Raw genomic sequence first — 13356 nt, 5'->3', positions numbered from 1 at the left:
GTGGGGCGCCTTAGAGCCGCACCTCGATGCGGCCGTCCACGACCCTGGTGGCGAATGTGGCGATCCGGAGGTCGGGGGCGGTGAGGCATTCGCCCGTGGCGAGGTCATAGACCTCCTTGTGCAGCGGCGAGGCGATGGTGGGGCGCGCACCGCGGGATCCTGTGATGCCCCGCGCCATGACGTGGGCGCCGGTGGCCGGATCTTCCTGGGCGACGGCGAAAACCTCACCGGCCACGGTGCGGAACAGGGCGACCTGGCGGCCGGAAATCAGTGCGGCCTCGCCCCAGCCGGGTTCCAGGTCCGCCACGGCGCACACGCCGTGCCAGCCGGCAGCGGTGTCGCCATCTTCCTGGAACGCGCGTTCCTCAACTTCAAGTACTGCGGTCATTTCGGCCCCTCTCAACATGCCCGTTCATTCCGGGCAGGACCGCCTGTGCGGCCACATCTCCAAGCTAGGGCCGGGGTGTAACAAGCGGGTGCAGTCAATGTGTCGGGGACGTAAAAGAGAGCTCACGCGGCCGGAAATGCATTCGTGATGCAGAAGTTAAGATCACGAAACAAACGGGAAACTGAAGCGAAATTCCCTCTCCCTAGTCTGGATGGACAAGCTGCAGAGCACCGTCTGCGGCCCATGCGAAAGGCCCACCGTGACCGGACAGACTTCAAGCCACCAGAACCTTGGCGCAGCCAGCGCCGCCACCCCGCGACGCGTCGTCGTCGCCGGCGGCGGCCCTGCAGCCCATCGTTTCGCCGATGCCATGCACGCCCGCGGCCTCGACGGCTGGCACGTCACCGTCCTCACCGAGGAAGCCCACCTCCCCTACGACCGCGTCGCGCTGAGCAAGGCGCTCACCGACGCCGACGTCGACCTCACCCTGGGCGAGGCGTCCATGTGGGACCACGGCGCCCTGGAGCTCAAGACCGGCGAGCGCGTCACCAGCATCGATGCCGCCGGCAAGACCGTCACCACCGCCGCAGGAACCGTCTACCCCTTCGACGAGCTCGTCGTCGCCACGGGCTCCGACGCGGCCCGGCTGCCCATCCCCGGCGCCGAACTCACCCATGTCTACCGCACCCTTGAGGACGTCCGGTCCATTAATAAGGCCATCGCGGACCTCACCAGGAAGCTGGGCCGCAAGGTCATCGCCGTAACGATCGGCGGCGGCCTCCTGGGCCTGGAATCCGCCGCAGGCACCGAGCAGCTCGGCGCTGTTCCCGTGGTCATCAACGGTTCGCCGTGGCTCATGAACACCCAGCTGGACGAGGGCGCCGGCCAGGCCCTCGGCCGCCTGATCGAGGCAAAGGGCTTCACCGTCCACGGCGGCGTGTTCCCCTCCGAGGTCCTTTCCGACGACGACGGCCAGGTCACCGGCGTCCTCATGGCCGACGGCCGGATCATCGACGCCGACATCGTGATCGTCGCCATCGGCGTCAAACCCCGCGACGAGCTCTTCCGGGCCCCTGAGGGCGCCAAGCAGCTCTTTGAGCTGGGCCCGCGCGGCGGCGTCGTCATTTCCGACAGCTGCGAAACGGAGATCCCCGGCATCTGGGCGATCGGCGAGGTCGCGAACTTCGGCGGCATGTGCCTGGGCCTCGTGGCCCCGGCCAACACCATGGCCGAAATCGTCGCCGACCGGCTGCACGGCGGCGAGGCGACGTTCCCCGGGTTCGACACCGCCACCAAACTCAAGCTTTCCGGCGTGGACGTGGCCAGCTTCGGCGACGCGTTCGCCCGGACCGAGCACTCCCTGGAAATCGTCTACGCCGACCCCGCCCGCGGCGTCTACCAGAAGATCGTCACCACCGACGACGCGAAGACCCTCCTCGGCGGCATCTTCGTCGGCGACGCCGCCCCCTACACGTCCCTGCGCCCCATGCTGGGCCGCGAGCTCGCCGCCGAACCGGGCGCCTACCTCACCGCCGCCGGCGGCGGGGACGCCCCGGAAACGGAACTCCCGGACGACGCCACCCTGTGCTCCTGCAACAACGTGACGGCCGGGACCATCCGCGACGCCATCAACGGCTGCGGCGCCTGCGAGCGCAACGCCCCCGTCCAGGAACTCGGCGAGCTCAAGGGCTGCACCCGCGCCGGCACCCAGTGCGGCTCGTGCGTGCCGATGCTCAAGAAGCTGCTGGAAACCGAGCTGACCAAGTCCGGCGTCGAGGTCTCCAAGGCCCTCTGCGAACACATCGAACTGTCCCGGCAGGAACTCTTCGACGCGATCCGGGTCCTGGAACTGACCTCGTTCGAAGAGATCATGGCCAAGTACGGCACCGGCGCGGGTTGCGACATCTGCAAGCCGACCATCGCCAACATCCTCGCCAGCCAGAACAGCGCCTACGTCCTCGACGCCGGCCGCGGCACGCTGCAGGACACCAACGACCGCGCCCTGGCCAACATGCAGAAGGACGGTACCTATTCGGTGGTCCCCCGCATCGCCGGCGGCGAGATCACCCCGAAGAAGCTCGGCGTGATCGCCGCCGTGGCCGAGAAATACGGCCTCTACACCAAGATCACCGGCGGCCAGCGCATCGACATGTTCGGCGCCCGGCTGGAGCAGCTCCCGGAAATCTGGAAGGAACTGGTGGACGCCGGCTTCGAATCCGGCCAGGCCTACGGCAAGAGCCTGCGCACCGTGAAGTCCTGTGTCGGCTCCACCTGGTGCCGCTTCGGCGTCCAGGACTCGGTCGCCATGGCCATCGCGCTCGAACTGCGCTACCGCGGCCTCCGCAGCCCGCACAAACTCAAGATGGGCGTCTCCGGCTGCGCCCGCGAATGCGCCGAGGCCCGCGGCAAGGACGTCGGCGTGATCGCCACCGCGGACGGCTGGAACCTGTACGTCGGCGGTAACGGCGGCGCCACCCCGGCCCACGCCCAACTGCTCGCCAAGGACCTCGACGACGAGACGCTGATCAAGTACATCGACCGCTACTTCATGTACTACATCCGCACCGCCGACCGCCTCCAGCGCACCGCACGCTGGCAGGAGGAGCTCGACGGCGGCATCAAGCACGTCGAGGACGTCGTCGTCAAGGACACCCTGGGCATCGCCGAGGAACTCGAGGCCGCCATGGCCAAGCATGTCGACACCTACATCGACGAGTGGGCCGACACCCTCAAGGACCCCGAGCGCCTGCGCCGGTTCCGCTCCTTCGTCAACGCCCCGGACCAGAAGGACGACTCCATCACCTTCGTCCCGGACGAGCGCGGCCAGATGCGCCCGGCCACGGCCGAGGAAAAGGGCGCCACGCTGATCGCCACGACCATCCCTGTCCGGGCCGCCGGACTCTCCACCGGCGAAGCCATCGAAAGTGGTGTCTAACCATGCAGCTCAGCATCGATCTCACCGGCCGGGATGTCCTCGTCACCGGTTCCGAAACCGCCGCCCGCCAGGCCGTGCGCCGCTACGAGGCCGCCGGCGCGGTCGTGTACCGCCTCAGCACTCCGCAGGGCGCCGGACTCGACGGGGACCTGCCGGAGCGGCCGTTCCTGGTCGCCGCCGTCGACGACGGCCAGCCCGGGTGGGACGCTCTGCTGGAACGCTGCCGCGCGGCCGGCATCCCGGTCTCGGCGGAGCCCGCCGCGGGACCGGCCGGTCACGTCACCCTGGTGGGCGGCGGCCCCGGCACCACGGAGCTGCTGACCGTGGCCGCCGTCAACGCACTGCGGGACGCCGACGTCGTCTTCTACGACCGGCTGGCCCCCTACCAGGAGCTGCCGTCCCTGACGTCGGCGGAGCTGGTGGACGTGGGCAAGAAGCCGGGCCACCACAAGGTCAGCCAGGCCGACATCGAAAAGCTCATGGTGGAAAGCGCGCTGGCGGGCAACAACGTGGTCCGGCTCAAGGGCGGTGACCCGTACGTCTTCGGCCGCGGCGGCGAGGAAGTCGCGTCCTGCGTCGCCGCCGGGGTCCCGGTGCGCGTGGTGTCCGGAGTGACGAGCGCCATCTCGGTGCCGGCCGCCGCCGGGATCCCCGTCACCCACCGCGAGGTCAGCCACATGTTCACCGTGGTGTCCGGCCATGCGCCGCTGAGCGAGAACGAACTGAAGCACCTGGCCGGGCTCGGCGGTACCATTGTTGTCCTGATGGGCATCGGCACCCTGCACCACCTGGCCGCCGGGCTCCGCCGGGCCGGGATGCGCACCGACATGCCGATGGCCGTGGTGGAGCGCGGCTACCGCCCCGGCCAGCGCACCACAATCGCCGAGCTGGGCACCATCACCTCCGCAGCAGCCGGCTGCAGCAACCCGGCGGTCCTGGTGATCGGCGAAGTCGTCCGGATAGCCGAAGCCAACCGGGGCTGCGCCGAGGCCACGGCCGAACTCGACCGGCTGGCCGCATCACTGCTGGAAGCATAGGGATTCTCATGAGCGCACTCAATGCCATCGCCGCCGCCTTCCCGGAGCCCGGCACCCCCGTAACTTCAGGCGCGCCGGAGCCCGCCGACGACGGGGCCGAGAAGGACCTGCCCCTGGACGGCTTCCGGATCGGCGTCACCTCGCACCGCCGCTCCCAGGACCTCATCGAGGCCCTGGAGCGCCGCGGTGCGGAGGTGCTTCACGCCCCGGCGCTGAAGATCGCCCCGGTCCGAGAGGACCAGAGCCTGATCGATGACACGCGCGCCATCATCGCCGCCAAGCCGGACCTCTGCATCGCCACCACCGCGTACGGCATGCGCCGCTGGTGCGAGGCGGCGGACACGTTCGGCATCGGCGAGCAGCTGCTGGAGACCCTCTCCGCGACGCGCATGTTCGTCCGCGGCCCCAAAGCACGCGGCGCCGTGCGTGCGGCCGGGCTCGCCGACGTCGGGATCAGCAGCGACGAAACCACCTCCACCCTGGTGGACATGCTCCTTGCCGAGGGCGTGCGCGGCAAGACGGTCGCCGTGCAGCTGCACGGCTACACCGATGTCCGGCAGCTGGAGCGCCTGCGCATGTCCGGCGCCACGGTCCTCACGGTCACCCCATACCGCTGGGTCAAACCGGACGGCGCCGACCGGCTGCCCAAGCTCATCGAGGCCGCCTGCAGCGGCAACCTGGACGTCCTGACCTTCACCAGCGCCCCCGCCGTGGACGCGATGTGGAGCACGGCCCACGAGATGGGCGTCTACAAGCAGCTCGTGGAGAGCCTGAAGACCACCGTGGCAACCGCCGTCGTCGGGCCCATCACCGCGCAGCCGCTGCTGGACGCCGGACTGCACCCGCTGATCCCGGAACGGTTCCGGATGGGCGCGCTGATCCGGCTGGTCTGCGAGCATCTGGCCCTGAACCACGTGCGCCGGCTGGACACCATCTCCGGCAGCGTCGAACTGCGCGGCCGGTCGCTGCGGATCAACGGCGAACCCGTCGAGATGGCACCGGCGCCGCTGTTGCTGCTGCGCGCACTGATCGGCGCCGGCGGGGCGGTGCTCTCCCGCGAGGCGCTGTCCGAGCTGCTGGAACTGCGCGGCTCCGTGCATGCCCTGGACATGACCGTCAGCCGGCTCCGTTCCGCGCTGCCGGACACCCGGCTGGTCGAAACCGTGGTCAAGCGCGGCTACCGGATCCGGGTCTAACGCAACGCGGGGTCACCTAGCGCCCATCCCACCGTGATTTATGGACGCTAAGTGACCCCGCGTTGCTTTGTTCACGCCCGCCGTTCCCGCCCGCCGCGAAGGTGTGACGCACGGCATTACCGGCCGGTAAATACTGGCGAACAGGCAGGCCAGGGGCGGCAACACCCGGGAAACACCCCGGAAAAATCGGGCGCCTACGCTGGGGTTCATCAAGCACACCGGCCACATCACGGCCACCCAGCGAAAGGGCCTGCACATGTCCGCACCGGCATTGTCCCCCACCTCCTTCACCTCCTCCCCGGCGGCCGCCGCGACCACCACCGCACACGCTCCGGCCGCGCGGCCCAGGATCGTCATCGCCGGCGCCGGCCCGGCCGCCCAGGCCCTGGTCCGCCAGCTCACCCGGACCCCGTTCGCCGGCACGATCACGGTACTCAGCAACCGTGACGATGCGCCTGAGGAACTGCTGGAGCTCGCTGTCCTGCCCCAGGTGTCCGTCCGTTTCGGCCAGCCGGCCAGCTACATCGACGCCGGGAACCGCCGCGTGACCACCGCCGACGGCATGGAATTCAGCTACGACGAGCTCGTCATCGCCACCGGCTCCGCCCCGGCCGAGACCCCGGTGGAAGGCGCCGGACGGTGCCTGAGCTACTCCACGATCGACGACGCCGCCCGGCTGGGTGAGGCCGTCAAAGACGTCACCCGGGTCCTGGGCCGGCGCCCCCTGGGCATCCTGGTCGGCACCGGTTCCGCCGCCGGGCAGGCCGAGGCCGTCCTCCGGGCCCGCGGCGTCCGCCCGGTCCGCACCACCGTGCGGCCCGCCGCGGTTGTTCCCACCCTCGCCGGGTCGGTCCTGCCGGCCTCCGGCATTGTCTTCGAGGACGGCTCCAGCATGACCGGTGACCTCGTGATCCTTGCCGAGGACCGGATCGCCCGTGACGAACTCGCCGCCACGGCCGGGCTCGCCACGGCGCCCGGCGGCGGCATCGTCATCGGCCAGGACTTCCGCACCTCGGTGCCGGGCATCTGGGCGATCGGGGACGCGGCAGCGTACGACGGCGTCCGGCTGGGACTGCTGGTGGCCTCCGGTTCCGCGGCGTCGGTGTGCGCCTCGCAGCTGCTGCAGGCCACCCTCGGCACTCCCCTGGCCGAGGCCGCCTGATTAGCGCGGACGGGCCCGGCGGCAGCGTCCGCCGGGCCCTTTCCTGTGGCAAGATGGTCACCTGATAAGCCGCGAACCGTGCGGCGCCGACAGGGCCCACAGGCCCGCAAGGCCCGGGCAAGGACCGCCGCGTCCCGGCCCGCCAGGAAAGGGACCACCATGAGCCACGAAGCCGCCACTGAAGGTGCCGCTGCCGGGACCGCAGCCGGCATTGCCTCCTACATCGACCACACGCTGCTCAAGCCGGAGGCCAGCGAAGCCGAAATCCTCAAGGTCTGCGCCGAGGCGGCCGAGTACCACTTCAAGTCCGTCTGCGTGAACCCGGTCTGGGTCAAGACCGTCAAGACCGCCCTCAAAGGCTCCGGCGTGCTGACCTGCTCCGTGGTCGGCTTCCCGCTGGGCGCAACCCCGAGCGATGTCAAGGCGTTCGAGGCCCGCGGCGCCGTCCTGGACGGCGCCGAAGAGGTCGACATGGTCATCAACATCGCCGCGGCCCGCGCCAACGACAAGGGCACCTTGATCGATGACATCGCAGCCGTCGCGGAGCCCGTCCATGAAGGCGGCGCCATCCTGAAAGTCATCATCGAAACGGCGCTGCTGAGCGATGAGCAGAAGGTCCTCGCCTGCGAGGCTGCCGTGGAGGCCGGGGCGGATTTCGTGAAGACCTCCACCGGTTTCAACGGCGGCGGGGCCACCGCCGCGGACATCGCCCTGATGCGCCGCACCGTGGGCCCGGACCTGGGTGTCAAGGCCTCCGGCGGTGTGCGTTCCCTGGCTGACGCACAGGCTATGATTGCTGCAGGTGCAACACGTATTGGCGCCAGCTCCGGCATCGCGATTGTCACGGGTGAACAGGGTTCGTCCGCGTACTGACCCGCGCCGGCAGCGCCCACAGTTTTGAGCCCCCCGGGGCCGAGGAGGAACGAATGTCCAGCAACAACACCAAGACCCGGCAAGTCGAGAACAGCCTCGGCTCCAGCATCGCCCTGTTCGTGCCGATGATCGTCCTGTTCCTGGGCGCGATCTACTCGCTGTCCTTCCTCACGCTGGACAACCCCTGGCCGATGGCTGTCTGCCTCGTCCTCTTCGCCCTCGCCTTCTGGATCCCGCAGACCGTGCTGGGCCGTTCGGATTCGGCCGGCGAAAACTAAGCGTTCCTTAACTGACTGAAGCTCCGGACCATCCGGGGCTTCAGTCAGTTAAGGGACGTCCGGCGGCGCCGGACCTAGCGGGCGGCCGTCCGGGGGTTGAGCTTCGCGATTGCCGCTGACAAAGCGGTGGCGAATCCGCACCACACGGCGTAGGGGGCAAGGGCCGTGCCGGCGCTGCGGTTCAGCTTGTACGTCCGGCGCACCAGGTCGGCGCTGCTCGCTGTCAGCACGGCGCACTCTGCCGCCGCCAGCCACGGCCGGCGGCCGCGCCAGAAGAGCCAACTCCAAGACGCATTGAGGATGAGGTTTGCCGCCAGAGCACCCCGGTAGGCGGCTATTTCCCGCCGTCGGGTTGTGCGGGCGGGGGTGTCCGGTGCATCGCTGGTGTCCAGCGCGACGGCGGAACTCACGGCGATGTCCGCGTAAAGGGCTGTCCAGACCACAGGAAACGCGATGGCGGGCGGCTGCCAGTCAGGTTTGCGCAGCCGCCGATACCACCCGGCATTCGGATCCGTCGCCACTGCGCCGGCCGCCGCCGTCGCGGCGGTCGCAGCCGCCGTCCACACCACTGTCATCGGTTTCATTGCTACTCCCAGGTTCCCTACCGGTCCAGACGTGCATCCTTGATGTCAGGAGAAGTGGCACCCTGGGTGACCCTGTGGCTCAGGATGCACCTCCATGCGGCCTAGGGTACCGCCGCACAACCGGAAAGTAACGGCGCCGGGCGCCCATGCAGCCTAGCCGGGCACCAGCGTGAACAGGCTCCTGATCAGGCCGTTGCCGAGCGCCAGGGCGGCCGGGAAATGCGCTTGGGCCACGGCCAGGCCCGCGCCGAACATCCCCACCATCGCGTAGCCGCTGACCGGGATGAGGACCAGCCACTCCCGCCGCGAGCCGGCCCGGCCCAGCAGCGGGATGGAGAACGCCCCGTTGGCTTTCCAGATGTTTTTCAGCAGCGGCAGTTTCCGCAGGACTTTCGGCGGCTTGATCACGATCGGCCACAGCAGCGGCACTCCCCCGGTGGTGATCATGTCGCCCACGATGTGGACCAGCACCCCGGTGAGCATCGAGACCGGCAGCCAGGTCCACTGGTGCGGCGCAAACCACGTCACCAGCCCGGCCATGACCAGCGCGAAGACCCAGTTGCTGATCCAGCCGGACTTGCGGAAGAGTTTGAGGGCTTTCGCGGCAATGTTGATCATGAACATGCACAGCAGCCCGGCCCCCACCGACAGCAGCCCCCACGGGGTCTGCAGCTGCAGCTGCCCGGCGATCGTGGCGAGCAGCACGAAGAACGCCGCACCCAGCACCGAGTGAGTGCCCTGCCGGTGGCCCCCGCTGACATTCTCAATGCCGCGGGCCACCAGGTTGGACAGCGGCGGCAGTGCATGCGCCACTGTGCTGGTGCGGTGGTCCCAGTCGCAGACCAGCGCGGTCCCCGCCGTCGCCATGGCGCCGATCACGATTCCGGTGGGGTCCAGCGGGTACCAGCCCAGGGCATACGGCCCGGTCGAGGCAATGGCCACCCACGCCGCGGCCCCGGACGCGGCGTGATGTCCTCCCATCACGGCCTATTTCACCGCCGGTGTCGCCGCTGCAGGCGAGTCGGAGAAGATGTTGCGGATCACGCCGTTGGCCCACTCGAGGATTTCGGCGTCCTGAAGGTCCCTGCCGCCGATCCTGGCGGTCTTGGGCTTCGGGATGAGCACGGCGTCCAGGGCAGGCTTCGCCTGCGCGCCCGGGTACATCCTGGTGAGCCGCATGAGCTTGGACTCCGGCAGCTGCGCCGGGGAGAACTTGATGAAGTTGCCCTGCAGCGCGACGTCGGACAGCCCGGCTTCGCGGGCGCCCACCCGGAAGCGGGCGACGTCGATCAGGTTCTTCGCCGGCAGCGGCAGCTCCCCGTAGCGGTCCACGAGCTCGGCGAGGACCTCGTCGATCGCCTCGTTTGTCACCGCGGACGCCAGCTTCCGGTAGGCTTCCAGGCGCAGCCGCTCGCCGGGCACGTAGTCGTGCGGCAGGTGGGCGTTGACGGGCAGTTCGATCTTCATCTCGGCGGCCTTCTCTTCGGCCTCGCCCCGGTACTCGGACACGGCCTCGCCCACCAGCCGGATGTAGAGGTCGAACCCGACGCCCTGGATGTGGCCGGACTGCTCGCCGCCGAGCAGGTTGCCCGCGCCGCGGATTTCTAGGTCCTTCATGGCCAGCTGCATGCCGGCGCCGAGTTCGTTGTGCGTTGCGACGGCCTTGAGCCGTTCCAGCGCCACCTCGCCCAGGGGTTTCTCCGAGGGGTACAGGAAGTAGGCGTAGGCCCGTTCCCGGCCGCGGCCCACACGCCCGCGCAGCTGGTGCAGCTGGGAGAGCCCGTATTTGTCCGCCCCGTCCACGATCAGGGTGTTGGCGTTGGAGATGTCCAGCCCGGTCTCGATGATGGTGGTGCATACCAGGACGTCGAAGCGCTTTTCCCAGAAGTCCACGATGATCTGTTCGAGCCGGCTCTCGGACATTTTGCCGTGCGCCACTTCCACCCGGGCCTCGGGAACCAGTTCGCGGATCTTCGCCGCGGTGCTGTCGATGGTGGAGACCCGGTTGTGGACGAAGAACACCTGACCTTCGCGCATGAGCTCGCGGCGGATGGCGGCGGAAGTCTGCTTGTCCGTGTACGGGCCCACGTACGTCAGAACCGGGTGGCGTTCCTCCGGCGGGGTGGCCAGGGTGGACGTTTCGCGGATGCCGGTTAGGGACATCTCCAGGGTCCGGGGAATCGGGGTGGCGCTCATGGCCAGGACGTCCACGTTGGTCCGCATTTTCTTCAGCGCCTCTTTGTGCTCGACACCGAAACGCTGTTCCTCATCCACGATCACCAGGCCCAGGTCCTTGAACGCGAAGTCCTTGGACAGCAGCCGGTGCGTGCCGATCACCACATCCACCGCGCCGGATTTGACCCCGTCGGCGGTTTCCTTGGCTTCCTTGGCGCCCTGGAAGCGCGAGAGCGGCTTGACCCGGAGCGGGAAGCCGGAGAACCGTTCGGTGAAGGTCTCGTAGTGCTGTTGGGCCAGCAGCGTGGTGGGCACCAGCACCGCCACCTGCTTGCCGTCCTGGACGGCCTTGAATGCGGCGCGGACGGCGATCTCGGTCTTGCCGTAGCCGACGTCGCCGGAGATCAGCCGGTCCATCGGGATCTCGCGCTCCATGTCGGCCTTGACCTCGTTGATGGTTGTCAGCTGGTCCGGGGTCTCCACGTAGGGGAAGGCTTCCTCCAGTTCGCGCTGCCACGGCGTGTCCGGCGCGAACGCATGGCCTCGGGAGGCCATACGGGCCGAGTAAAGCCGGATCAGTTCGCCGGCGATCTCCTTGACGGCCTTGCGGGCCTTGGACTTGGTGCTCGCCCAGTCCGCGCCGCCCATCTTGCTCAGCGCCGGGGCGTCCCCGCCGACGTAGCGGGTGACCTGGTCCAGCTGGTCGGTGGGAACGAAGAGCCGGTCGCCGGGGGCGCCGCGTTTGGACGGGGCGTATTCCAGGACCAGGTATTCGCGCACGCCGTCTCCGCCGCCGGAGACCTTGCGCTGGATCAGCTCCACGAACCGGCCGATCCCGTGCTGTTCGTGGACCACGAAATCCCCGGCCACAAGCTGCAGCGGGTCCACGGCGTTCCGCCGTTTTGAGGGCATCCGGCGCATGTCCTTCGTGGACCCGGCGGACGTCCGACCCAGCAGGTCCGCCTCGGTCAGCAGCGCCAGCTTGAGCCCGTCCAGGACAAAACCGCGTCCGACGGCGGCCGTGGTCACCTCGATCAGGCCGGCCTGCGGCTCGGCGTCGAGCGTGTCCACCCGGGCGCACGGGATGTCGTTGTCGTGGAACAGCTCGGCCAGCCGCTGGGCCGGCCCGGGGCCCTCAGTGACCACCACGATCCGCCACTGGTCCCGGACCCGGGAGCCGATGAAGTCCATCATTTCGGCCACGTCGCCCTGGTAGCCGCGCGGTTCGCGGGCGTGCAGGTTCAGCACGTCGACGTCGGGCAGCAGGTCCTCGTCCGAGGCCAGCGAGGTGATGGACCACCAGGAGACCCCGTGAGCCAGGGCCGTGGTGCGGGTTTCGGCCAGGGACCGGAAGCTGGCCGAGTGCAGGGCCTCGGAAGCGGCCGAGCTCAAGTCGAGGGGCGCCGTCCCGCCGTCGGAGGCTGTGGACCAGGCCGCCTCGAGGAATTCCTCGTTCGTGGCGGCGAGGTCGTGGGCCCGGGTGCGGACCTTTTCGGGCTCGATCACGACCGCGACGGACCCGGACGGGAGCTGGTCCAGGAACGGGACCATGGCGTCGACGAGCACCGGTGCCAGCGATTCCATGCCCTCGACAGCGATGCCGCCGGCGATCTTCTCCAGCATGTCGGCTGCGGCGGACATCTGGGCCTTCAGCGTTGCCGCGCGGGACATGACGGACGGCGTGATGAGGATTTCGCGGCAGGGCGGGGCGTGGAGCTCGGTGGGATGGTGGATGCCGGGTGCGGTGAGGGAGCGCTGGTCGGCGACGGCGAACCAGCGCATCTGCTCGACCTCGTCGCCGAAGAACTCAACCCTGATCGGGTGGTCCTCGGTGGGCGGGAAGACGTCCAGCATGCCGCCGCGGACCGCGAATTCGCCGCGCCGCGTGACCATGTCCACCCGGGCGTAGGCGGCGGCCGCGAGGTTCTTCACGACGTCGCTGAAGGGCACGTCCTGGCCGACCTTCAACGTCACCGGAACGAGGTCGCCCAGGCCCGCCACGATCGGCTGGACCACGGCGCGGACCGGGGCCACGACGACGCGCAGGGCGCCGGCGGCGTCGGGGTGAGCCAGGCGGCGGAGCACGGACAGCCGGCGGCCCACCGTGTCCGATCGTGGGGAGAGCCGTTCGTGCGGGAGCGTTTCCCAGCTGGGGAACTCGGCGACGGCGGCGGCCGGCAGGTAGGCGCGTAGCGCCTCGGCCAGGTCCTCGGCTTCCCGGCCAGTGGCCGTGACGGCCAGGACCACCGGGGCCGGGCCGGAGCCTGCGCCGGCCGCATTGTCATCGGCCGGCGCCGCCAGGCCGTCGGCCACTTCCGCGAGCAGCGTGGCCCGCAGGCCGGCCGGCGCGCTGATCTGGTAGTCCTCGCTGCGGCCGGCGAAGCCGCGGGAGGCCTCGGCCCGGACGCGGGTGTAGTTGCGGTCCTCGGCGAGGACGCGGCGCAGACCGGTGAGGGACGGGCCGTTGAGGCTCATGGCTGTTGCTCCTGAGGTGATCACGGACGTGCAGGCAACACAAATAGCCGGAATTCGTCGGAATCCCGGGTCTTCCAAGCCTACCCCGCAGCCGTGGCAGCCCGGACCCGGCTTCGGCGGCCGGCGGCCGGCAGACACTCCCGGCCATCGCGGCTAGGCTGGCAGGACCGCCGGCACGGCTGCCGGCCGGATTGCGGTCCGGCCGGGAGCCGTCCGCGGCGGCCCGCACTCCGAATGCCTTGTAGGCGCAACG

The 13356-nt window shown here is 69.5% G+C and carries 10 protein-coding genes; 6 read left to right on the top strand and 4 right to left on the bottom strand.

The annotated features are described in order from the left end of the window. Window positions 1-10: 10 nt before the first annotated feature. Window positions 11-388 carry a nitrite reductase small subunit NirD gene (nirD, locus tag CFN17_RS12940; RefSeq protein ID WP_208748177.1) on the bottom strand — a complete coding sequence of 126 codons (378 nt, stop codon included), beginning with the start codon at window positions 386-388 and terminating at the stop codon, window positions 11-13. Between the two features lie 259 nt (window positions 389-647). Between nirD and nirB the strand changes: the two genes are divergently transcribed. From nirB to CFN17_RS12910, 6 genes are all read left to right on the top strand, one after another. Beyond that, complete coding sequence (gene nirB, locus CFN17_RS12935) at window positions 648-3323, top strand: nitrite reductase large subunit NirB (protein ID WP_208748175.1); 2676 nt, start codon at window positions 648-650, stop codon at window positions 3321-3323. Between the two features lie 2 nt (window positions 3324-3325). Next, window positions 3326-4360, top strand: a complete 1035-nt coding sequence (gene cobA, locus CFN17_RS12930) for a uroporphyrinogen-III C-methyltransferase (protein WP_208748173.1) — start codon at window positions 3326-3328, stop codon at window positions 4358-4360. 8 nt (window positions 4361-4368) lie between these two features. Continuing rightward, a complete protein-coding gene (locus CFN17_RS12925) occupies window positions 4369-5556 on the top strand; it encodes a uroporphyrinogen-III synthase (RefSeq protein ID WP_208748166.1) in 1188 nt (395 codons plus the stop codon). A gap of 256 nt (window positions 5557-5812) precedes the next feature. After that, on the top strand, window positions 5813-6718 hold the full coding sequence (locus tag CFN17_RS12920) for an FAD-dependent oxidoreductase (RefSeq protein WP_208748164.1): 906 nt from the start codon (window positions 5813-5815) through the stop codon (window positions 6716-6718). 159 nt (window positions 6719-6877) lie between these two features. Further along, complete coding sequence (gene deoC, locus CFN17_RS12915; RefSeq protein ID WP_208748159.1) at window positions 6878-7591, top strand: deoxyribose-phosphate aldolase; 714 nt, start codon at window positions 6878-6880, stop codon at window positions 7589-7591. Window positions 7592-7644: 53 nt separating this feature from the next. Further along, the gene (locus CFN17_RS12910; RefSeq protein WP_208748157.1) at window positions 7645-7869 is read left to right on the top strand and encodes a hypothetical protein; all 225 of its coding nucleotides are present in this window, start codon (window positions 7645-7647) and stop codon (window positions 7867-7869) included. Window positions 7870-7943: 74 nt separating this feature from the next. On the opposite strand, the gene CFN17_RS12905 is transcribed toward CFN17_RS12910, so the two are convergent. From CFN17_RS12905 to mfd, 3 genes are all read right to left on the bottom strand, one after another. Beyond that, a complete protein-coding gene (locus tag CFN17_RS12905) occupies window positions 7944-8453 on the bottom strand; it encodes a TspO/MBR family protein (RefSeq protein WP_208748155.1) in 510 nt (169 codons plus the stop codon). Between the two features lie 153 nt (window positions 8454-8606). After that, on the bottom strand, window positions 8607-9434 hold the full coding sequence (locus CFN17_RS12900; RefSeq protein ID WP_208748153.1) for a metal-dependent hydrolase: 828 nt from the start codon (window positions 9432-9434) through the stop codon (window positions 8607-8609). A 6-nt stretch (window positions 9435-9440) separates the two neighbouring features. Further along, complete coding sequence (mfd, locus tag CFN17_RS12895) at window positions 9441-13103, bottom strand: transcription-repair coupling factor (RefSeq protein ID WP_208748151.1); 3663 nt, start codon at window positions 13101-13103, stop codon at window positions 9441-9443. Window positions 13104-13356 lie beyond the last annotated feature (253 nt).

The sequence above is a fragment of the Arthrobacter sp. PM3 genome (genome assembly GCF_003352915.1).
Classification (GTDB): domain Bacteria; phylum Actinomycetota; class Actinomycetes; order Actinomycetales; family Micrococcaceae; genus Arthrobacter.
Note: the sequence above shows the minus strand (reverse complement) of the source record. Positions and strands in the feature narration are given on the sequence as shown.

What these genes read in the sequence shown, in the direction of transcription:
- nirD (WP_208748177.1), bottom strand. Translation starts at nt 388, where the DNA reads ATGACCGCAGTACTTGAAGTTGAGGAACGCGCGTTCCAGGAAGATGGC.
- cobA (WP_208748173.1), top strand. Translation starts at nt 3,326, where the DNA reads ATGCAGCTCAGCATCGATCTCACCGGCCGGGATGTCCTCGTCACCGGT.
- CFN17_RS12925 (WP_208748166.1), top strand. Translation starts at nt 4,369, where the DNA reads ATGAGCGCACTCAATGCCATCGCCGCCGCCTTCCCGGAGCCCGGCACC.
- CFN17_RS12920 (WP_208748164.1), top strand. Translation starts at nt 5,813, where the DNA reads ATGTCCGCACCGGCATTGTCCCCCACCTCCTTCACCTCCTCCCCGGCG.
- deoC (WP_208748159.1), top strand. Translation starts at nt 6,878, where the DNA reads ATGAGCCACGAAGCCGCCACTGAAGGTGCCGCTGCCGGGACCGCAGCC.
- CFN17_RS12910 (WP_208748157.1), top strand. Translation starts at nt 7,645, where the DNA reads ATGTCCAGCAACAACACCAAGACCCGGCAAGTCGAGAACAGCCTCGGC.
- CFN17_RS12905 (WP_208748155.1), bottom strand. Translation starts at nt 8,453, where the DNA reads ATGAAACCGATGACAGTGGTGTGGACGGCGGCTGCGACCGCCGCGACG.
- CFN17_RS12900 (WP_208748153.1), bottom strand. Translation starts at nt 9,434, where the DNA reads ATGGGAGGACATCACGCCGCGTCCGGGGCCGCGGCGTGGGTGGCCATT.
- mfd (WP_208748151.1), bottom strand. Translation starts at nt 13,103, where the DNA reads ATGAGCCTCAACGGCCCGTCCCTCACCGGTCTGCGCCGCGTCCTCGCC.